The 21,776-nt window shown below is 51.0% G+C and carries 22 protein-coding genes and 2 tRNA genes; 2 read left to right on the plus strand and 22 right to left on the minus strand.

Annotation, left to right across the window (positions count from 1 at the left end; all coding sequences use genetic code 11):
• Window positions 1-5: 5 nt before the first annotated feature.
• On the minus strand, window positions 6-1,058 hold the full coding sequence (locus I2H39_RS11065) for a LacI family DNA-binding transcriptional regulator (RefSeq protein WP_195626459.1): 1,053 nt from the start codon (window positions 1,056-1,058) through the stop codon (window positions 6-8).
• Between the two features lie 400 nt (window positions 1,059-1,458).
• Here I2H39_RS11065 and I2H39_RS11070 point away from each other — a divergent pair.
• A tRNA-Tyr gene (locus I2H39_RS11070) sits at window positions 1,459-1,540 on the plus strand.
• A gap of 103 nt (window positions 1,541-1,643) precedes the next feature.
• Window positions 1,644-1,727: transfer RNA gene (locus I2H39_RS11075), tRNA-Leu, on the plus strand.
• A 211-nt stretch (window positions 1,728-1,938) separates the two neighbouring features.
• Here I2H39_RS11075 and I2H39_RS11080 read toward each other — a convergent pair.
• The 21 genes from I2H39_RS11080 to I2H39_RS11180 form a co-directional block, all read right to left on the minus strand.
• Window positions 1,939-3,996: a glycoside hydrolase family 13 protein gene (locus tag I2H39_RS11080; RefSeq protein WP_207746796.1), complete on the minus strand. Its 2,058-nt coding sequence runs from the start codon at window positions 3,994-3,996 to the stop codon at window positions 1,939-1,941.
• Between the two features lie 472 nt (window positions 3,997-4,468).
• Complete coding sequence (gene ftsH, locus I2H39_RS11085) at window positions 4,469-6,283, minus strand: ATP-dependent zinc metalloprotease FtsH (protein WP_195626461.1); 1,815 nt, start codon at window positions 6,281-6,283, stop codon at window positions 4,469-4,471.
• 22 nt (window positions 6,284-6,305) lie between these two features.
• Window positions 6,306-6,839, minus strand: coding sequence for a hypoxanthine phosphoribosyltransferase (gene hpt, locus I2H39_RS11090; RefSeq protein WP_002566394.1), 534 nt, complete (start codon window positions 6,837-6,839; stop codon window positions 6,306-6,308).
• A 20-nt stretch (window positions 6,840-6,859) separates the two neighbouring features.
• A complete protein-coding gene (tilS, locus tag I2H39_RS11095; protein ID WP_195626462.1) occupies window positions 6,860-8,284 on the minus strand; it encodes a tRNA lysidine(34) synthetase TilS in 1,425 nt (474 codons plus the stop codon).
• A gap of 90 nt (window positions 8,285-8,374) precedes the next feature.
• On the minus strand, window positions 8,375-9,793 hold the full coding sequence (locus I2H39_RS11100) for a SpoIIE family protein phosphatase (RefSeq protein ID WP_138311331.1): 1,419 nt from the start codon (window positions 9,791-9,793) through the stop codon (window positions 8,375-8,377).
• Window positions 9,794-9,937: 144 nt separating this feature from the next.
• Window positions 9,938-10,255, minus strand: a complete 318-nt coding sequence (locus tag I2H39_RS11105; protein WP_138311370.1) for a septum formation initiator family protein — start codon at window positions 10,253-10,255, stop codon at window positions 9,938-9,940.
• A gap of 4 nt (window positions 10,256-10,259) precedes the next feature.
• Window positions 10,260-10,640, minus strand: a complete 381-nt coding sequence (gene yabQ / locus I2H39_RS11110; protein ID WP_138311332.1) for a spore cortex biosynthesis protein YabQ — start codon at window positions 10,638-10,640, stop codon at window positions 10,260-10,262.
• A 10-nt stretch (window positions 10,641-10,650) separates the two neighbouring features.
• The gene (yabP, locus tag I2H39_RS11115; protein WP_002566399.1) at window positions 10,651-10,938 is read right to left on the minus strand and encodes a sporulation protein YabP; all 288 of its coding nucleotides are present in this window, start codon (window positions 10,936-10,938) and stop codon (window positions 10,651-10,653) included.
• A 111-nt stretch (window positions 10,939-11,049) separates the two neighbouring features.
• A complete protein-coding gene (locus tag I2H39_RS11120) occupies window positions 11,050-11,289 on the minus strand; it encodes an RNA-binding S4 domain-containing protein (protein WP_002566400.1) in 240 nt (79 codons plus the stop codon).
• Between the two features lie 3 nt (window positions 11,290-11,292).
• Window positions 11,293-11,568 (minus strand): HU family DNA-binding protein, encoded by a 276-nt coding sequence (locus I2H39_RS11125; RefSeq protein WP_002566401.1) that lies wholly within the window; start codon window positions 11,566-11,568, stop codon window positions 11,293-11,295.
• Between the two features lie 100 nt (window positions 11,569-11,668).
• Complete coding sequence (locus I2H39_RS11130; protein WP_138311333.1) at window positions 11,669-12,049, minus strand: MazG family protein; 381 nt, start codon at window positions 12,047-12,049, stop codon at window positions 11,669-11,671.
• 9 nt (window positions 12,050-12,058) lie between these two features.
• Window positions 12,059-12,679, minus strand: coding sequence for a V-type ATP synthase subunit D (locus I2H39_RS11135; RefSeq protein WP_138311334.1), 621 nt, complete (start codon window positions 12,677-12,679; stop codon window positions 12,059-12,061).
• A 5-nt stretch (window positions 12,680-12,684) separates the two neighbouring features.
• Complete coding sequence (locus I2H39_RS11140; protein WP_138311335.1) at window positions 12,685-14,076, minus strand: V-type ATP synthase subunit B; 1,392 nt, start codon at window positions 14,074-14,076, stop codon at window positions 12,685-12,687.
• 11 nt (window positions 14,077-14,087) lie between these two features.
• Complete coding sequence (locus I2H39_RS11145) at window positions 14,088-15,854, minus strand: V-type ATP synthase subunit A (RefSeq protein ID WP_138311336.1); 1,767 nt, start codon at window positions 15,852-15,854, stop codon at window positions 14,088-14,090.
• Complete coding sequence (locus I2H39_RS11150; protein WP_195626463.1) at window positions 15,847-16,440, minus strand: V-type ATP synthase subunit E; 594 nt, start codon at window positions 16,438-16,440, stop codon at window positions 15,847-15,849. Before I2H39_RS11150 ends, I2H39_RS11145 begins: the two co-directional genes overlap by 8 nt.
• Before the next feature lie 26 nt (window positions 16,441-16,466).
• Entirely contained in the window at window positions 16,467-16,775 is a 309-nt protein-coding gene (locus tag I2H39_RS11155; RefSeq protein ID WP_138311338.1) for a V-type ATP synthase subunit F, read from the minus strand.
• A gap of 4 nt (window positions 16,776-16,779) precedes the next feature.
• On the minus strand, window positions 16,780-17,214 hold the full coding sequence (locus I2H39_RS11160) for an ATP synthase subunit C (RefSeq protein ID WP_138311339.1): 435 nt from the start codon (window positions 17,212-17,214) through the stop codon (window positions 16,780-16,782).
• A gap of 31 nt (window positions 17,215-17,245) precedes the next feature.
• A complete protein-coding gene (locus tag I2H39_RS11165; protein ID WP_195626464.1) occupies window positions 17,246-19,186 on the minus strand; it encodes a V-type ATPase 116kDa subunit family protein in 1,941 nt (646 codons plus the stop codon).
• A gap of 17 nt (window positions 19,187-19,203) precedes the next feature.
• Window positions 19,204-20,223: a V-type ATPase subunit gene (locus tag I2H39_RS11170; RefSeq protein ID WP_195626465.1), complete on the minus strand. Its 1,020-nt coding sequence runs from the start codon at window positions 20,221-20,223 to the stop codon at window positions 19,204-19,206.
• A gap of 4 nt (window positions 20,224-20,227) precedes the next feature.
• On the minus strand, window positions 20,228-20,539 hold the full coding sequence (locus I2H39_RS11175) for an ATPase (RefSeq protein ID WP_138311342.1): 312 nt from the start codon (window positions 20,537-20,539) through the stop codon (window positions 20,228-20,230).
• 202 nt (window positions 20,540-20,741) lie between these two features.
• A complete protein-coding gene (locus tag I2H39_RS11180) occupies window positions 20,742-21,734 on the minus strand; it encodes an SH3 domain-containing protein (RefSeq protein WP_195626466.1) in 993 nt (330 codons plus the stop codon).
• Window positions 21,735-21,776: the final 42 nt, after the last annotated feature.

Genomic DNA, 21,776 nt, shown 5'->3' on the forward strand with positions numbered 1-21,776 from the left:
TTTCCTTACCTCCTGATTTTACTATGAACCTTCCTTACCGAATTCCTTTCAACCAGAGTGGGCTGCATTGTGATATTAACTATATTCCCGGACTTACCCTCGATTTTATCAATCAGATATTTGGCAGACCGTTTACCCATTTCTTCTGCCGGTTCATGAATAGTCGTAAGCCTTGGCGTAACCATCTTACTGACAAAAATATCATCCATACCAACAATGGAAATGTCATTGGGAACATGGATTCCCCGGTTATGCAGTTCATTTATCATTTTAATTGCCAGAGAATCATTAATTGCAACTATTCCCTCCGGAAGATATTCCTCCTCAAACATTTTATCAATAATCTGGATAGCTCCCTGGTCATCTCCAATATTATAAATGTCATATTTGGAATCATAATTCACAATCCGGCGCTTATTAAAAACAATATCATAGTCCAGCAGCGCCTGCTTAAAGCCCCTCAGTATCTCTCTTCTGTTATGTCTTGTAATTGGTCCTGACGCCAAAGCCAGGTCCTTATGTCCGCATTCAATCAAATACTCTGCCGCCATATAACCAGCCTTAAAGAAGTTAAACAGCACACGGTCCCCGCTATAATTCTCAATTCCCTGGTCCACCAGAAGTACAGGCATGTTCAGCCGTTCAATCCGTTTGACAAAAGTCTCTTCATTCTGGATTGTTGTCAGCAATATACCTGCCGCCTGCCTTTCTTCCAGCATTTCTAAATACCAGCTCTCCAGTCCCGGATTAGAATTGGAGTTGCATATTATGGGAATAAAATTACGGGATAAACATTCTTCCTCTGACGCTGCTACCTGTGCTGCATAAAATGGATTATTGATTGACGGAACAATAATGCCTATCTCAATGCTGGTATCTCCGCGCAGCATCCTGCTGAACATATTTGGTTTGTATTCCAATTCATCCGCAGCATCAAAAACCCTTTTTTTTACATCCTGGCTGACAGGATAATCTGTACGCCTCAGTACCCTGGATACGGTAGCAATTGATACATTTGCCTTTTTTGCAATGTCCTTAATGGTTGTTTTCTTATTCATTGGGGCCCCTCAAATATAATATAGAAAACGTTATCTATGAGTTCATATTAGCATGGGCCGTTTTTACTGTCAATGGGGGGCTATTTGGGCATTCTTCACATTTTTCTATGTTTTTTCCGGTTTTTTATATCATAATTTTTATTTTCTTGTTTTATTCAGACTTTTACAGAAATTTTTTCTATATGATAGCCGACAACAGCAGAAAAACTTTTTTTATTTACTATAAAGAAAATGGTTATCTGCAAATCCAGCAGCACATGCACACGATAAATCCAGTTAATAAGGTCATGACATATACAAGAGGAAAATGTGGGAAATGTAGGGTAATAAATGTTTACAAAATACTTGATTTTTTTGAAAGTCTGTGGTATTATAGTCACTGCTTATCAAAGCAATATCTGGGCGAATTCCCGAGTGGCCAAAGGGGACAGACTGTAAATCTGCTGCTAATAGCTTCGGTGGTTCGAATCCACCTTCGCCCACTAGCGTGCCGTTTAATATAGCTTAAGGACATCAGTGCAGTGCATGTAAAGGTCCTGGTTTTCAGCCATGGCACGTGCCAGAGAGTACCTGCTAGTACTTTATGCGGGTGTGGTGGAATAGGCAGACACAAGGGACTTAAAATCCCTCGGTAGCGATACCGTGCCGGTTCAAGTCCGGCCACCCGCATTATAAAGAGAGTGATGTAAAAGCAGTTGAGAATCTTCACTGTTTTTACATCACTCTCTTTTTTCACATATCCATACATTTACAAATCCACCATAATTTCTCACTCTAAAAAGAGCACCTCTCCGCCCGCGGAACAATCCCCGCCTCCGGAAGGTGCTCTTTCCTATTCAAAATCCATGTGTCTTACATCATCTGTCTGTGCGTTTCCCGCCTACTTCTCCACAGCCGCTGCCGCGTCATCCGCGAACCGGGACCCCACCACAGGATAAAACTCATCCGGCTGTGATACGAACACGGCTGCACTGTAAGGCGGCATGTTCAGCTTCAGAGTTCCGTCCTTTACACGGTAGAATATGACGCCTGCATTATATCCTGTCTCGGTGGTCAGTATGGGCCTGCCCAGCACCATGTCGTCGGTAATGCCCAGCTGCCATACCGGAATGTCCATGGTCTGGCTGTCCGGACAGTTGGATATCACCGCCACAGCCTGATATTTCCCATACATGCGCCCGTATGCAATCTTCTGGTATCCGGCCAGAAGCGGCTTAACCGCACCCTTTCTGAATACAGGGATATTGCGGTGTATGCCGGTCATATAGCGGTGGAACTCAATGAGCTCCAGGTCCTCTTTTCCCCATGGATAAGTGCGCCTGCTGTCAGGGTCCGTCCACCCGCAGACGCCCGCCTCATCCCCATAGTAAAGGGTGGGGGCTCCCGGCCAGGTCATCTGAATCACCACTGCTTCCCGGAACACACAGGGCTTTATGTTCTGCCCCGCCTTCTCCGGTCCGGCAGTCTGGATACGGCCTACCATCTGATTGGTCCTGGTAAGGAAACGGGAATGGTCATGGTTGGACAGCTGGTTCATGGCCGTCATCACCGTGTTGGTCTGCATACGGCTCATATGGTATCCCATGGCGTTGAAAAATGCTTCCCCGTCTCCCCATATGCCTCCGTTATAACTGTCACTGTGCTTCTCCATGCCGGTGAGGAACCATGTGACCGGTTCCATAAAGGCATCGTAATTCATGATGGAATCCCACTGGTCGCCCTCCAGCCAGGAAGCCGGGTCACCGTAGTGCTCCGCCAGAATCAGGGCCTCCGGATTCGCCTCCTTCACAGCCTGACGGAACCTGCGCCAGAATTCGTGGTTATACTCTGCGGTGTGTCCTAAATCAGCAGCCACGTCCAGGCGCCAGCCGTCAATGGAATAGGGCGGCGAAACCCACTTTCTGGCCACATTCAGTATATATTCCACCAGCTTCTCGGAATTCTCATAGTTTAACTTGGGCAGGGTATCGTGCCCCCACCATCCGTCGTATGTCCGGTTATAAGGCCAGGCAGCGTCGCTGTCGTCATGGAACTGGAAAAAGCTGTGGTACGGGCTTGCCTTGCTCTCATAGGCGCCTGCCTCATAATCCCCGGAATGCTCATAGATTCCCTCGGCGTCCAGCCACTTGTTAAAGGAGCCGCAGTGATTGAATACCCCGTCCAGAATCACCCGCATTCCCCGTTTATGGACTTCCTCCACAAACAGGGCAAAGAATGCATCGCTGGCCTCCAGATTCTCCTTGCCCGCGCTGCGCAGCACATACCGGTCAGCCTCCTTGTTATCCGCGGCATCCGGCCTGACCAGATTCCCCCCATCCTTTACAATTTTTGTAAAATGCGGGTCAATATGCTCATAATCCTGACAGTCGTACTTATGGTTGGAGGGAGATACAAATACCGGATTCAGATATATGGCCTCCACGCCCAGTCCTTTGATGTAATCCAGCTTATCCCATATTCCCTGAAGGTCGCCTCCGTAGAAGTAACCCACATCCATGGTGGCTGGGTACCGGTCCCATTCCGTTACCTTCTGGACCGGACGGCCGATATAGACATACTCATATGATTCCACATCGTTTGTCTCATCTCCATTGCAGAAACGGTCCACGAATATCTGGTACATGACCGCCCCCTTTGCCCACTCCGGCGTATGGAAACCCGGTGTAATCTTAAAATCAAAACATGGCTGACCGTCCTGTGTGGGTCCCAGTCGGTTATAAAGACAGACATCCTGCTCAGATACCACTTTAAAGTGATAAAGCACCTGGTCGGTGCCTACTGTGATTTCATATTCATAATAATCAAACAAATCATCGGACATAGCCTTGGTCATTTCCACCTCGGCTTTATCCTCCACGTAATATACATGTTCCACATTGCCCTTAGCTGTCCGCATGCGAAGCAGCACATCGTCATCTGCGTCCGGTTCCATTGGCATGCGGTAATCCTCTGTCTCAGAGGAAAAAAGGGCATCCCTGTTAATACGTCCCTTTATATTATTTTCCACGTTTTATATCCTTTTCCTAATTTGCTCATACTTATATAATCCTGTTCCTTTATTGTATCTGAATTTTCTCAAATATACAAGAAAAATAATATCAGAAAAATCTTGATAACATTACGCCTTTTCCATGGTTTTCTCACAAAGTGAAAAGCCTGGCGGGGTAGCCAGGCTTTTCAGGAGAAGGTATTTCGTTTCTTATGGGGTGTAGCAAAAACTATATAATGTATTGGGGGGGGGGTTACGTCTATTATAATAGCATAGGAATGAAAAAAAGTGTGCACAAAGATGCAATATTTTCCAGGCCATTTATGAGCAATATAGACAAGGGAGGGGGATTTTTCACTTTTCTCCCCCTCCCAATGCTGTTTTTCTTCATCTGCAGCCCTAAAAACCCGGGCCGGCCATACTACTGCGCCGGTGTAAACAGCGCCTCAAACTCAGTCTGGCTGATTTTCTCTTTCTCAATCAGCAAATCAGCGCAGGCATGGAGGACGTAGTCATACTCTCTGATGATGTCCTTTGCCTTCTGATAGCACTCGTCAATGATTCGCTTAACCTCGCTGTCAATGGTGTCAGCCACCTCATTGCCGTAGGATTTGGTGTGGGCCAGGTCCCGGCCGATGAATACCTCATTCTCATCCCCGCCGTACTGAATCATGCCCACCTTCTCAGACATACCGTACTGGGTCACCATGGCCCTGGCAATCTGGGTGGCCTGCTTGATATCCTGGGATGCACCGGTGGTGATATCGTCAAATATCAGCTCCTCCGCAATCCGGCCGCCTAAATCCACCATAATATTCTGCATCATACGGCCCCTGGTGTTAAACATCTCATCCTTTTCAGGCAGGGGCATGGTATAGCCGGCTGCGCCGATTCCAGTGGGGATGATGGACACGGTGTGCACCGGTCCCACATCCGGAAGCACATGGAACAGGATGGCGTGGCCCGCTTCGTGGTAGGCTGTTATCTTCTTATCCTTCTCAGATATTACCTTGCTTCTCTTCTCCGCGCCGATTCCCACCTTTACAAAGGCCCGGTCTATATCGCTCTGCTTGATAAACCTGCGGTTATCCCTGGCGGATATAATGGCCGCCTCATTCATCAGGTTTTCCAGGTCAGCTCCTGTGAAGCCTGACGTGGTCTGGGCTACCCGGTGTAAATCCACATCCTCGCTGAGGGGCTTTTCCTTGGAATGAACCTTAAGGATTTCCTCACGGCCCTTCACATCGGGCCGGCCCACCGCCACCTTTCTGTCGAAACGGCCCGGACGCAGAATAGCCGGGTCCAGGATATCCACGCGGTTGGTAGCCGCCATGACGATGATGCCTTCATTGACGCCAAAGCCGTCCATTTCAACCAGCAGCTGGTTCAGCGTCTGCTCCCTTTCATCATGGCCGCCGCCCATGCCCGTACCTCTGCGGCGGGCCACTGCGTCAATCTCATCAATGAACACGATACAGGGAGAATTCTTCTTGGCTTCCTCGAACAAATCGCGGACGCGGGAGGCGCCCACGCCTACGAACATCTCCACGAAATCAGAACCCGAAATGGAGAAAAACGGAACGCCTGCCTCGCCGGCAACCGCCTTGGCAAGCAATGTCTTACCTGTTCCGGGAGGCCCCACCAGAAGAAGGCCCTTTGGAATCCTGGCCCCCACGCTGGTATACTTCTGCGGATTCTTAAGGAAATCCACCACCTCTTCCAGTTCTTCCTTTTCTTCCACCAGACCGGCCACATTGGAAAAATTAACCTTGCTGTCCCGGCTCATCCTGGCCCTGCTCTTGCCGAAATTCATCATCCTGGCGTTGGCGCCTCCGCCTCCTGCGCTCCGGTTCATGACCATAATGATGATGACTACCACCACGATAGACAGCATAAAGGGAAGAATGATGGTCACCAGATAGTTCTCCTGGGGCACATCCATGGTCGTATAAGCCATGTCATGGGCTTCCAGTAACGTTTGGGCGTCCTTAACATCTGAAACATAAAGCCGCTTTACCTGACCGTCCATAAGGGTCAGCACCACTTCTCCCGTGGGAGTCTGCGGATTCTGGTGGATGCTCACGTCTGCTGCCTGGCCATCCTCCAGTATCTTGATAAAATCCTGATTTGTAACCTTATCCGCCTGCCTTGCGTAAGGGAATCTCACTGCGGTGGCGATTAAAATCAGCATCAGGAGTATAAATATAAATCCTCTAAATGTCTGCTGCTGTCTCACCGAATTGCCTCCTTAGACCTTCTTATTCTGCATCCAATTCTACTACTCCGATGTAAGGCAGGTTACGGTATTTCTGGTCATAATCCAGTCCATATCCCACTACAAATTCATCCGGTATCGTAAAGCAGGTATAGTCCACCTTCACCTGCTTCTTCACCCTGCGCTCCGGCTTATCAAGAAGTGTGCACAGATGGATGCTCTTTGGACCTCTCTGTTTCAACACCTCAATCAGATATGCCAATGTACGGCCAGAGTCTATAATATCTTCCACAATCAGTACATCCTTGCCTTCCAGGGACTCATCCAGGTCCTTTACAATCCTGACCACGCCGCTGGACACAGTGCCGCCGCCGTAGCTGGACACGGACATAAAGTCCAGGGACACCGGAACCGTCATCCTCTTTGCCAGCTCGCAGGTAAAGAATACCCCGCCCTTTAATATGCAAATCATGTGGACCTGCTTTCCTGCATAATCCTCGCTGATTTTTGCCGCTACTTCGTTAATCCTTTTATCGACTTCCTCTTCCGTCAATAAAACACGAATCCTGTCAGCCATTGCCTTATCCTCCGTTTCGCCTATTCTTTTCTCTCTCCAGTCTGGCCTGCCTCTGCCTGCAACACCCGGATTGTATCCGGTCCTATCTTGTAATACTCGCTGATGCGGTAGCCTATAATCCACATCACATGGCTGCCATCTGCCAGAAGGGGTATCTTATCCCGCATCTGTCTGGGTATCTTCTCATCAATCATAAAACGATTAAGCGCCTTGTGGCTTTTGTCCGCCAGAACAATATAGTCCCCCGGACGCCTGGTTCTTACCACGGGCGTACCCTTTATTTTATCACAGTCAAACCATTTCGTATACATATTTTTAGGAAATTCCATCCCTTTTTTCAGAGAAAAAACCTCCATGTCCACGATAGGCAGGTCGCCCCATTCACCTTTTGCCACAGGGTCTCCCCTGCCCATCCAGATTCCCTCGTACTCCCTTATGGCAGCCAGTCCGTAGGGCAAATCCACCTGCTTTCCAACGGCCCGCCCGGCCAGCTCCATGACCTGGCTCACATGAACCAGCCCCAGGTCCCTGGACGCCCCGCTCAATTCCTTGAGAAGGGACATCACCACATAGGACTGCAGAATCTCCGGTTCCCCCAGAAAGGCCCCTGCCGGGATATATGCCCCGGAATCCTTCCTTACATGGGCCTTAATCCAGGCATCTGCCTGGCTTTCCAGGTACTCATCAGCCTGGGAGGCCAGATGTCCCAGACGCAGGATATTGCCTGCGGCGCCCCGGTTCACATACTGCTCTATCTCCGGCAGCAGCTGATTGCGTATTCTGTTCCGGGTGTAGTGAAGGGTATCATTGGTGGAATCCTGCACATAGGACAGGTCCCGGCTTTCCAGCCACTTAAGGATGGAAGCCCGGTCCGCGTCCAGCAGGGGACGGATAATCCTTCCCCTCCGGTAGACGATTCCACGCAGTCCGGAAAGACCGCTCCCCCGGAAAAGATTGTGAAGGATAGTCTCCACCTGGTCCCCGCTGTGGTGGGCCACAGCAATTTTTACAGGGCGGAAACTGCTGTCAGCCGGACTGCCGTCAGCCGGACCGCCGTCCGGCCCGGTCCGGTCCTCCCCTTCCCATCCCGCAGCCTCTTTCTCCAGAGCCTCATAGCGCAGATAACGGCCCGCCTCCTCCTCAGACATGCCCTTTGCAGCCGCAAAGCCGCGCACATCTACCTTTAGGATATGACAGGGGACATGAAACCCTTCACACAATGACATGACAAAATCCGCATCCCGGTCCGCTTCCTCCCCCCTGAGCCCGTGATGGACATGAAGGGCCCTGAGCCCCATTTGCCACGGTTCCCTGAATGCGCATAACAACGCTAAGAGGCAGACGGAATCTGCCCCTCCTGAAACTGCTGCAATGACCCGGTCCCCCGGCTCCAGCATATGATATTGTTCTATGGTCTCCCTGACCCTGTGCTCCAGTCCTTCCACCTGTCTCTCCTGTGTCCAATCATGTTTGTCTCTGTCTATTTCTTATAATATACCCGCAAATGTCCCTCCTTGCAAGCCTGTGGTTGTAAATTATGAGCGTCTTTTCCAGATTCCGGCTGCCAGGACCGTCATATCGTCCCTTGGTGCCGGAATAAAAGACACTGCAAAATCCAGAACCTGGTCCGCCAGTTCCTGGGGTCCCATCTCCTCCACACTCTCCAGATACTGCTGCATAGCCTGTTCCTTGTCGTCCCCCGGCAGCGCATCCAGCACCCCGTCGCTGACCATGACAATCCGGTCGCCCTCCCACAGCTTCCTGGACATGAGCACTGGTTCCACTCCATTGAGTATTCCCATGGGGACTTCCCCTGCCTCCATGATTTCCACGCCCTCTTCCCCGATGATGAAGGTTGGCACAGCCCCCAGTTTCATGGCCTCCAGCACTCCGGTGTGCAGGTCGATGCAGCTGAGGTCCAGGGTAGCCGGATGCTGTTCCGGTCCTGCCAGCAAAAGTACTGTATTCACCAGCTTAAGGGCAGCCCTTGGTGAAAATCCGGTTTCCAGCAGCTGCTCCGTCAATTCCACCACCTGCTTGCTCTCCCTGGACGCTGCCTCCCCGCTTCCCATGCCGTCTGAAAGGCTCATAACCACCTGGTTTCCGGGACTCTCGCAGAAGGTATAATTATCCCCGGAATACTTCTCCCCCTTCTTTGGAATTCTGGAAGCGCCATAGAGCATGCGGTACCCGCCTTCCTCCAGAAAACGCACGGTTTCATACTGTTTGGTAATAATGCTGCGGCTGTCCTTGGCAGGGCTCCACCTTGTCCCACCCATAACCTCCCCCATAATCAGGGCTGCATCCTTGGAAGTGATGCAGCGGCCGTTGGTGGTCCTGACCGTGAGAAATGCTTCCTTCTGCCCGTTCTCATACTCCAGCAGCAAAAGGTTGCCCAGGGCAACATGATAACGCTTAAAATATTTTTTCAGTATGTATTCATACTCATCCGTAATATCCCTGGCACGGTCAATCTGGTGGGAAAACTCCTCCAGTATCACGGACAGCTCCCTGAACTGGGATATGACCGCATCCCTGCTCTCCAGGAACCGGTTCTTCCAGGACAGATTCATGGTGGCCCGCCCCAGGCTCCGGTTCAGCTGGGCCAGATAATCCTCCTTTTTCCGGCAGCCGCTCTGGAACATCTGGGGCATGTCCTCAAAATCAATATGGCCCTTCTGCTCAAACGCCCGCAAAAGATAATACAGGTAATAGCTGTCCTCCTTCTCGCTGTCCGCATACAGGTTGCACCTGCTGCAGCTCTCGCACACCAGGGCAGCGCTGGCCTGCATGGCAGCCAGACCATCGTCCTTTGTCAGCTGTCCGTTTTTTTCTATACCGTCGTCAAATGCCTTGGCCAGCTGGTTCAGGGACTCTGCCATATCCCCCAGTCTCCTGGCCGTATAATAATTTACATCCGTTCTTCCCTTAACTTCCCGCTCTCTGATAAACACAAAAATCCCTCCTAATCCGCGTAACTTTCAGTATACGCACCCAGGAGGGAAATATATGTCGTATCATGCATGGATTTTTAAAAATCGTTCGCCTGTTTTCGCCATCAACGAAAGGAAATGCGCATCACCCCACAGGCCTGCGTGTCACTCCGTGGGCTTCAGCAGAATCTCATCCGGATTTACAAGTCCCAGCTTTTCCTTGGCCACTTCCTCTGCATACTGCTTGGTCTTGACGTAAATCTTGTATTCCTGCAGTTCAGCGGTCCGCTTTTCTTCCTCTGCCTTCTGTTGCTCCAGGTTCTGTTCCCGGATGCTGTACTCCAGGTCCGACTTCTTAAGGTCAGCGCCCTTTATATTGATTGCCACAGCCAAAAACATGACTACCAGGGTAATACCCATGATGGCCATGCGGTTCGTCCATTTGTCGCGCCTTACACGCCTTGATTTGCCGTAGGATTTCATCTGCTCAATCACCAGCTCCGTCTTTTTCCGGGCTGCAGACAGCCTTCTGTCTGTGCCTGTTCATAATCATTCTAAGGCATTTGCCTGCCTTTTTCAAGCACTTAAAGAAAATTCTGCTGATAAATCGGTCATACAGAATCATGCCTGCAAATACCCCTCCTATGACATAGGCCCTGAATACGCCGTCATTCTGCTCATAGAGGAGAATGAAGGTCACAAGCCCGGCATAGAGCCAATACAAAAAATCTTCCACCCCGGTCCAGAAGGGGCCGTGCCGGATAACCAGGCGGAACACCCTGAGGGTGTCATAGGCCAGCATGAGCCAACCGCCAGTGACCAGGCTGAGCACCATCAGCCAGGCCTCATACTGAATCCTGCTGCTCATAATGCCTCCCCTACTTAAACAGGCGGGTGAACAGGGATTCCCCGGACTTTCTGAGGGCTTCGTTGGAACTGTAGACCATGCTGTCTATGGTTCCCTCTATGTCCACCTCTCCCTTTTCCAGGGTAAGGCGGCTTACGTGAAGCTCCTTTCCCTTGATGGTCAGCAGCCCCATATCCGTGTCCAGGACAACTGCATTTTCATCAAAGGAAACCACATCGCATATGCCTGTGATGTTTCCCTTGCCTCTGTTCTGTAATATAAGCTTATGCTGACGATTGCTTCCAATCTTTTCTTCCATGCAAAAAACCTCCCCGTATATCTAACCTATGTTAAATATATGGGGAGGTTGGCCATTCTATGCCACTTATCTTAAATATTGTAACTGCTAAATCATCCGATGTAACTGTTACTAAATATAACGGTAAAGTTCCTTGGCCTCATCCTTCTTCACAGTTTCCTGTACGTCCAGAACCTCCACCTTAACGGCCTTGGCTCCGAACTGAATCTCGATGATATCACCTGTCTTCACACTGACAGACGCCTTTGCCGGCTTATCATTCACCAGCACACGGCCTGCGTCGCATGCCTCATTGGCAACGGTCCTGCGCTTGATAAGGCGGGAAACTTTCAGAAACTTGTCCAATCTCATGGATTATTTATTAACCTCATCCTTTAATGCCTTGCCAGCTTTGAACTTCGGAGTCTTGGAAGCCTCGATGGTCATCGTCTTACCAGTCTTGGGATTTCTTCCCTCTCTTGCAGCTCTCTCAGATACTTCAAAGGTTCCGAAGCCCACTAACTGTACTTTTCCGCCTTTAACCAGCTCTTCAGATACAGCGTCAGTGAAAGCCTTAACTGCCTTCTCTGCGTCCTTCTTGGAAAGCTCTGCCTTCTCAGCAACTGCTGCAATCAATTCTGTCTTGTTCATCAATTTTTCCTCCTAGATATTGTCCGGGAAAGGCCCCGGAATCGTTACTTTTTAAAGTCATAGTGTACTTAATCATTTATATCTGTTTTACTATGATTTGTCAAGGTTTTTTGGCTTTTTCCTGCATTTTTATCTGATTCCAGAGGGCGGTCCCTTCCTCCACGGAATTCACCTTTACATCGCCAAATACGTGGGGGTGTCTTCGGACCATTTTCCGGCATAAACCGTCGATTACATCGTCAATGGTAAACCTGCCCTCCTCCTCTGCAATCCGGCTGTTCAGGATAACCTGGAGCAGCACGTCCCCCAGTTCCTCGCACAGGTTTTCCATGTCCTGGTTGTCTATGGCCTGGAATACTTCCTCTGTCTCGTCAGCCAGGCATTTCTTCAGGCTCTCAAAGGTCTGTGCCCTGTCCCAGGGACAGCCCTCAGGCGACCGCAGCTTTGCTATTATTCCCACAAGCTCATCAAATGTATACATAAAAACCTCCTATACCTTCTCCTTATTGCGCTTGATTACCTTGAGGCGGGTAAATTCCTCCCGCTCCTTTTCCTCCAGCGCATTGGAAATGGACTTGCTCAGGTCCTCATAATGAGGAATGGTGATGTTCTTAAGGGCATTGGCCCGTTTCTGGGTCTTTTTGATGGAGTTGGCCAGCCGGTAGGCGGAGTTCTCCACCATGGAAAGCTTTATGGTCAGCTCCTTTACCTTCTCAAAATGGTATCTGGCCTCGTCCAGGGACTCCGTGGTGTTGTAGAAACCATAGGTCAGGGCCAGGGGACGGGCTTCATGCTGGACCAGGGGGATCTCGGTTCCCATAATGCTTCTGGCCTTGATTTTCACCCGGTCGTCCACCGGCACGGATACGCCTATCTCCTGGACATAATTGATGCCCAGCTCAATATTGGCCTTCTGGAGGGCCGCATAGGCTTCCCGGAAGGTACTGTCGATTTCGGACTGGATTCCCTTTGCCTCGTCAATCAGCTCCATCAGCTCCCGAATCAGGATGTTCCTCTTTTTATCCATAAGCCCGTAGCCCATATAGGCCAGGCCCAGTGAATTCTTTGCCGCTATGAGGTTGCCTTTGGTGGGAAATGTATTTGGATCCATTTACATCACTCCTTCATGGTGTCCGCAGGTTTATAATACTGGTCAAGCACCTTGGTGTCGATACGGTCCAGCTCCTCCCTGGGCAGCATTCCCAGAAGCTTCCAGCCAATATCCAGGGTGTCCAGGATGGTTCGGTTCTCATGGGGGGCCTGGCCTATGAAATGCTCCTCAAAAGCCTTGCCGAACTCCAGGTATTTCTTGTCAATGGGTGAAAGTTCATCTTCGCCGATAACCGATGCCAGGGCCCTGGCGTCCCCCACCTTGGCATAACAGGAGAAAAGCTGGTTGGCCACGTCCTGGTGGTCGGCCCTGGTATAGCCCTCGCCGATTCCGTCCTTCATAAGCCTGGACAGGGACGGCAGCACATTGATGGGCGGATAGATGTTCTGTCCGTTTAGCTGCCGGTCCAGAACAATCTGGCCCTCGGTGATATATCCCGTCAGGTCAGGGATGGGATGGGTGATATCGTCGTTGGGCATGGTGAGAATGGGAATCTGGGTCACGGAGCCAGGTCTTCCGGCCACAATGCCGGCTCTCTCATAGAGGGAGGCCAGGTCGCTGTAGAGATAGCCCGGGAAACCCTTTCTGGACGGAATCTCGCCCTTGGATGAGGAAACCTCACGCATGGCCTCTGCGTAGGAAGTCATGTCCGTCAATATAACCAGTATGTGCATACCCTTCTCAAAAGCCAGGTACTCGGCCAGGGTCAGCGCGATTTTAGGGGTGATGAGACGTTCCACCACAGGGTCATTGGCCAGGTTGATAAACATGGCCACATGCTCGGACACACCGCTCTCCTCAAAGGTGCGGCGGAAGAAATCAGCCACATCGTATTTCACGCCCATGGCGCCGAACACAATGGCAAATTCCTCATCTGAATTCTCTCCCAGGGACGCCTGCTGCACAATCTGGGCAGCCAGCTGGTCATGGGGAAGACCGTTTCCTGAAAAGATGGGAAGCTTCTGTCCGCGAATCAGGGTGGTAAGCCCGTCAATGGCGGAGATTCCCGTACGGATATAGTTTCTTGGGTATTCGCGTGTCACCGGATTAAGGGGCTTGCCGTTGATATCCAGCTTTACATCGGATATGATATCCCCCAGGCCGTCAATGGGCTGGCCGATACCGTTAAAGGTACGACCCAACATCTCTTCGGAAACTTCTATCTCCATGGGATGGCCCGTAAGCCTTGTATGGGTGTTGCGCAGGGCCATGCCGTCCGTGCCCTCAAACACCTGGATGATGGCCTTATCCCCGTATATCTCAATAATTCGGCCTATCTTGTGGAGATTCCCGGCCACGGTCATCTCCACGATTTCATCATAAGCCGCATTCTGAACGCCCTCCAGGACCACCAGAGGGCCATTGATTTCACTTAAACCTAAATATTCAATTGCCATATGGACCTCCCTTATGCGTTTCGTTCCACAACCCTGTCATAGAAATCATCAATCATCTTCATGTAATCATCGAACATTTCCAGATGGTCATTGGGCACATCGTATTTGATGGATATGATTTTGTCGAATATGTTCTCCTCCTTCAGCACGGACACAGGCATGCCCATGGAAACAAGGGAGCGGGATTTTTTATACAGGTAAAGAATGACTTCCATCATCTTAAACTGCTTGGTTAAAGGCACGGATGTATCATCCTTATGGAATGCATTCTGCTGCAGGAATCCCAGGCGGATGACCTTTGCGATTTCAAGCACCAGCTTCTGGTCGTCCGGCAGTACGTCGGCGCCAATCAGCTTTACAATTTCCATCAGGCTGCTCTCCTGCACCAGCAGCGCCATCAGGCGGTTCCGGTCGTCCACAAACCGCTTATCCACATTGTCCATGTACCAGGACGACAGGTCGTTTATATACTCCGAATAGCTGGTAAGCCAGTGGATGGCCGGGAAATGTCTGGCGTAAGCCAGGGATTTATCCAGTCCCCAGAAGCAGCGCACAAAACGCTTGGTGTTCATAGTCACGGGCTCGGAGAAATCGCCTCCCTGGGGGGACACGGCGCCGATGATGGTCACGGAGCCCTCGGTCCCATTGAGATTCTGCATCATTCCTGCCCTCTCATAGAAAGCGGACAGACGGGACGCCAGGTAAGCCGGGAACCCTTCCTCTGCAGGCATTTCCTCCAGACGGCCTGACAACTCCCTGAGGGCCTCCGCCCATCTGGAAGTGGAATCGGCCATAATGGCCACATGGTAGCCCATATCCCTGTAATATTCCGCCAGGGTAAGGCCGGAATACAGGCTGGCTTCACGGGCAGCCACCGGCATGTTGGACGTGTTGGCAATCAGGGTGGTCCTGTCCATCAGGGGATTCCCTGTCTTAGGGTCAATCAGCTCTGAGAATTCTTCCAGGACCTGGGTCATCTCGTTGCCCCGCTCGCCGCAGCCGATGTAGATAATAACATCTGCATCCGACCACTTGGCCACCTGATGCTGGGTCATGGTCTTGCCTGTTCCGAAACCGCCGGGAATGGCAGCCGTACCGCCCTTTGCAAGCGGAAACATGGTATCCAGGATACGCTGTCCTGTAATCAGCGGCTTTACGGCGGGAAAACGGCGGGCAGACGGTCTGGCCACGCGGATGGGCCATTTCTGGGTCATGGTCAGGGACCTCTCGGTGCCGTCCAGGAGCTGAAGGGTCAGAAGGGGCTCCTCGATTGTATACTGGCCGTCCGGCACCACTGTAAGAACATAGCCTTCCACGTCCGGCGGAGCCATAACCTTATGGGTGATGGCCCTTGTCTCCGGCACCTCCGCAATGATGGTGCCGGGCATGATTCTGTCCCCTTCCTTCACCACCATGTGGGTATCCCACTTTTTATCCGTATCCAGACTGCTCACGGATATGCCGCGGCTGATATAGTATCCGCTTCCCTTGGCAATTTCGCTTAAGGGACGCTCAATTCCGTCAAATATATTGCTCAGGATTCCCGGCGCCAGCGTAACGGACACAGGGGCTCCTGTGCCTGTCACAATTTCGCCCGGCTTAATGCCGCTGGTCTCCTCATAAACCTGGATGGTGGTCTTTTCTGAAGTAAGTCCGATGACCTCGCCCACCAGCTTCTCCCGGCCCACATGCACCATCTCATTCATCTGGAACCCTGAGTCGCCCAGCAGGGAAACGACAGGACCATTTATACCGTAAATCACACCTGTCTTAGCCACTTTGCCTACCTCCTGTCAAGTCAAATTTAAACTCATGGCGGGCCTCGTTTAACTTAGTCTGGAATGAGTTGTCTATAAGTATATGCTTGCCCGGAAGCACAGCCCTGGTGCCTCCGTTAAAGGAATATTCGCTGACCTTGATGGTGGCGTTGTGATGCATGGCAATGCGCTGCAGCTTATCCGCGTCCGAAGGGTCCATATAAATAACCAGTTCCTCGTCCCCCGCAAATTCCTTGGCAGCCTTTACCTGGCGGTCCAGAAGCCGCTGGTAATCCTGTGTCTCCATGAAGTTGGCCAGTTTATCCCTTAGTTCCACGAACAGCTTATCCTTAAGTTCCTCCTGCTTGTGGCTGGCTTCCCTCTTTAAATCCAGCTGGCCGATGGACAGCCGTTTATTGATTTCACGTCCCAGCTTCTCTGTCTCTGCCTCCACCTGCATGTCGGCCCGCCTTCTGGCGTCAGCCGCATGTTCCTCAAAGGCAGTATCCAGGGCGTTCATATAGTCATCCAGCATCCTGGCGCTGCGCTCTCTGGCATCCGTCATACAGATATCCTGGAAATGCTTTAGCTTTTCCTCTGTTGTCAAGCTGATTCACCCTCTTTCTATCATTACTACAGTTTCAGTCCGATTGCCTCGTTCACATAAGAGGTGATAAAGTCCGGCTTGCGGCCGGTTCCATGGCGGTCCGGAATCTCCACAATAAGCGGAAGCTTGCGCTCCAGCTTTACATTGTCGATGATTTCCGGAAATTCCCTGCCGAATTTCTCTGTCAGCAGGATGATTCCAATGGATTTGTCGGCCAGGGCCTTATCCAGTTCTTCCTTCAGTTCTTCCCTCTTATGGACCACAGCCCCCTCGACCCCTGCCAGACGCATGCCGGTCCAGGTGTCGATGTTGTCGCTGATAAGGTACATCTTCATAGGATTACAGCTTTCCTAAAATCATAAAGGATATGATTAATCCATAGAGACACACACCTTCGGCAAGACCTACGAAGATTAATGATTTACCAAGGATGGAGCTGTCCTCGCTGATAGCTCCCAGTGCTGCGCTGGCTGCTGCGGAAACAGCGATGCCGCCGCCCAGGCAGGAAAGTCCGGTAGCCAGGGCTGCCGACAGATAACCCATGCCGGCTGCGGATGAACCGGCTGCCTGGGCTCCTGCCTCGGCCGCCACTGCATTGCCGGAGAACATAACCACGGCTGCAAATACCATGGTGCCAAAGAACAGGAACACATTGGCTGCCAAGGCCGTCTTATAGCGTCCTTTTGTTTTCTCCCCTGCTGCAAAAGCTCCAAAAGGTACTGCAATGCTTAAAATAAGTGCTGCGCTCAGTGTAATTTTAACTAATAAACTCATATCTCATATCTCCTTTTTGTATTATATATGCTTACTGCTCTCCGGCAGCCTTTCCATACGGTTCAAATGCCCTGCCGCTGCCGCGGTAGAAACGGCTGAACAGCTCATAATATTCCAGACGCAGTACCTGGATGCCCACAATCAGGCCCTCCATACCGCATACAAACAGGTTGCCGCCAACCACCACGGCCCAGTTTGTATTTCCTCCTGCCTCTGCCCCTGCCAGCATCAGGACCACCTGCATCATGGCTGCATGGCTCACCGCAAAAGCGCCCACACGGACAAAGGAAAGGGTGTTGGAAAAATAGCTCAAAAGCACTTCAAAGAGTTCAAATATCCCCTGGGTGATAAACATTCCCAGGCCGGTTTCCATGCGCTGCGCCTTTTTCTCCACCATGGCAGCCAGAGGCTCCTTAAAGAATATCACCAGAAGGGGAATCAGGAACATAATTACCAAAATCACGGTGGCGGGAAGGGGATTGCCGGTCATATACAGTACAATCACAGCTGCCAGGGCAAAGTAAAATACCAGCCCGGCCACGCCGTTGGTGTCAAAATACGCCTTCTCCACATCATGGGAACGCAGGCTGTTGATGATATTGAGAATCATGCACAGAAGAATGATTCCCATTCCAATGGCAACCGCCACCACAAATACGGTGTTCAGCCTTCCGATAAAGGGCAGGTTTGTCATGGCTTCCTGGGGCCTGAGCCACACTGCATCCATAATATCCTCAAATCCGAAGATGCTTCCGAAGAGCAGTCCGAATATGGTGGAGAACACGCCGCAGCAGGAAATGATTCCGGCCAGACGTATTTTCCTGAACCGGTACAGCAGGAAACCTCCCACCAGCAGGCACAGCCCCTGCCCGGCATCCCCGAACATGAATCCAAACAGTATGGAATACGTGATTCCAATCAGTATGGTGGGGTCCAGCTCATTATAGGATGGCAGCCCGTACATCTCCACATACATCTCAAAGGGTCTGAACAGTCCCGGATTCTTCATCTTTGTGGGAGGCGTGCTCATAATATTGTTGTGGTCGTCCTCAATGATGCAGAAGGTATCGCTGTCCCGTTCGATTTCTTTCTGGAACTCCTTTGCATCCTTCTCCGTCATCCATCCGCAGAGAATGTAGAAGTTATGGGTGTCATGCTTGGTGACGGCAGCCATCTTCCTCACGTCAAAGTTAGTGGAAAATACCCGGATGCGCCTGCAGGCAGCGGCAAACTCCTCCTTCCTGCTGCTCATGGCCTCCACGATTTCCCGGTCCGCCTGGTCTATCTCCTTCTGAAGGCTTCCTATACGGTCGTCCAGCACATGTCCGGCCTCCACAGGGGTACCCTCATACTCGTCCGGCAGAAAACACCGTTCAAAATGCATGGACGCATAGATGGCGTCAATCTTATCGGCCAGACTCTCCGGCACAAAGTAGACCACCCACACATAATCCCCCTCCTCCTCGCATTTAAACATGACCGTGTCTATGGTCTCATACACATAGGATGAGAATTTTTCATAATATTCCTTGGAAATACGTCCGAACCGGAACTTCATGAACCGGAACTTAAGTATCTCCTTCACATTGTAGTTAAGCCCTGCAAAGGGTACCACCCTGTCCCTGGACTCCTGCAGCTCGTCCCGCTGGCGCACCAGGGTATTCTTCCGGTCCGTCAGCTCCTTAAGCTGGGCGTCAAGGCTGTTAATAACCTCGACCGCTTCCTCCAGCTTCATCTTTCGGTCCGTCTGGTCCGGTATCAGCTCATGATAGCTTTCCAGCAATTCCGAGGCCTTTTCCAGCACATTCTTATACGGATTCGTCTCAATATAAGGCCTCAGGTCTTTTACTGTCTTAAGCTCCGACAGGGCATTTTCCAGGTGTATCTCATATCTGGACAGATAAGTGTCCACCACCCGGTCAATATCCTCCTTAGGGCCGGTAATACTTAAGAACTTCATCTTCTCAATCACGTCTTAACCCCCTTTAGTCAACTTGCTCCCAGCCCATAACGTATCTTCTCAATGGTAGTTATGATACGCTCGATTTCCCTCTCCTTAAAATAGAGATAGGAATTAAGTATGGCGATGGAGTATGGGTCCTTTCTGCTTGTCTTCTGGTAAATCCTGTCTATTATATCGTGGGACAGCTGGTCCAGGTCCTGATTCTCATCCAGATGGACCAGACCCGTCCTGCCGTACCAGCTTCCCTCAATGAGCCCGTACAGTATATCCAGGCTCTCCGCCTCCACCATCCGGTTAATCTCTTTCTTAGTCAGATGGAGCTGTATGGAAATCAGCATGGCGTATATCTCTCCCGGCTCCAGTTGGTAAAACTTTTTGGAACGGCAAATCCACTGGAGATTCAGCATATCCATCCTGGTGCCGAAGCACTGGGCGATTATCTTCTGCTCATTTTTGGACAGGTACTTGTCCTTTATCTTCCACATGGACCTAAAATACAGCATATCCAGCGCTGTCTCACAAGCCGGAAGGGTTACCCTGCCGTTCTGCAGCATCTGGTACAAGGGCCCGTAATACGCAGACCCCTTCAGGTTCCCTATGAACTCTTCCATGTTTTGGGACTGGGAAAGTGTGATTAGGTCAAGGGCAGAATGCCGCTCAAAGAAATCACGGAACATGGACAGGTCCTGCCGCTGTTCCCTGTGGCCTGCCGCATTCCTCAGACAGGTCTTTAAGATGGTAATTTCATAATGCATGAAGTACAGGTCCAGGAAACGCCTCTGCTTTATGTTGGCAAACTGGTAAAGCTTTGCAAAATCCCGGTACTGGGACAGATTCAGATGCTGCTCAATGTTTCCCCTGTGCAGGTCCCCGTCCTCCACCTGGTCGAATATCTCCCGGTAAGGAAGAAAGGAGCGCAGGTACTGCACTGCATCCGCTACGGTTTCCAGGGCCGCCATTTCAAGGAACTGCTCATCTTTTATACGCCAGCGCTCCATTGCCTTCACCTTGGTGGCAATGCCGCTGTAAGCAATCAGGCTGCCCATAATCTCACTCCTTTATCATTTTCTGGAACAGAGCCTCTACATATTCTTCATGGTGCCGGTTATAATTGTCTTCCAGCTCCTTAAGCAGAGTCTCTGATTCCGCCTTCTGCTTTGCAAGGAGCCCGTTCATGTCCGCCTCCATTTTCTCCTGAATCTCTGCAATCCTGCGGGCCGTCTCCTGTTCCAGGTTCTTATCAAAGGCAGCCGTCTTTGCATCCATCTCCCCGGCAAATGCTTTCTTGCGCACATTCGCCTCTTCCACAATGGCTCCGGCCGCTGCTTCGATTTCCGATAACCGGTTAATCACAGTATCCATAGCTCTCCTCCTTATATATTTTCATATCATTTCATGATACTACTTTTTTAGAAAAAAACCAGAGGTATTTTATATTTAAATTTAATTTTTCACAATTTTCTCACAGCAAAACGCCAAAAAGAGGAAGAACTTTTTAAATTCTTCCTCTTTTTACATCCAAAATTGCCAATTTTTTCTATACAATTTTCACAAATATTCAGGTCTAATTGGCTTCCGGGGCCTCACTGCTCCCGGTTTCACCCTCGGCTGACGCCACAGGCTCTACCTTTTCAATGTACCTGCTGGACACATATGCCTCCTGGCCGTCGTAATTAATGACCGCCCAGTCGTTGTCATAGCGCTTCACATATACTACCTCGGTGCCGCTGCCCAACTGTACCAGAATACGCCCGCTGGTGGAAGGCTCGCTGCGGACATTGACGCTGCTGCCCTTAATCCGGTAAGTTTCCGCCGGCGGCTCTGTCTCAGGCTCTGTCTCAGGCTCCGGAGGCGGCGTGGGCGCCGGTTCCACAGGTGCCGTAGTCACGGTAGGTACCGTGGTGGTCTTGTCCACATCCTTGTCCTTGCCAGGCATGAAAACACGGATAACCACAATCAGGAGAATGACGAGAAGCACAGGAATCAACAGTCTCAGTATGTATGCTGCCGGCGATACGCGCCTGCGCTTCTTCCTGGGACCTCCCTGACGGGACGGGCCGCTGCGGGTATTCCTGGCCGGCACCCGCTGGCTGCTTCTGCCGGAAGCACTTCTGCCTCCGCCGCCCTGCCTGGGTGCCTGACGTCCTGACGTATTCCTTGCAGATGAGGATGGTCTGGCCGTGCGGCCTCCTGAACCTCCTGCAAATTCGTTGGCAAACACATACACTTCCTGGGTCAGCAGCTGGAAGGCCTGATTGGCATCATATGCCGTGTCATCCCCCTCATGAACCGCCTTATTTCCCAGGATACGGATGGTGTGGTAATTATCCTTGGTAGCCTTGTTGATCCATTGGCCCTCGTACAGCTGGTCTATGGTGTCGGACAAATCCCCCTCCACCACACAGGCCCTCTCAGCCATGCACCTTACCATATATTCCAGGACCTGTCTGGCCCTGACCATCACAAGATTATATTCCTTGCGCGCAATCAATCGCTCTGCTTCCTTAACGCCCTGCTGAATCTGCTGCCAGCTGGTCGTCCGCTCCACATTCGACATAAGCCTTCCTCCTTAGTATCGCAGATATCCGCCTATTATGTA

The sequence above is a fragment of the Clostridium sp. 1001283B150225_161107_B6 genome (assembly GCF_015556325.1).
In the GTDB taxonomy this organism is placed as follows: domain Bacteria; phylum Bacillota; class Clostridia; order Lachnospirales; family Lachnospiraceae; genus Enterocloster.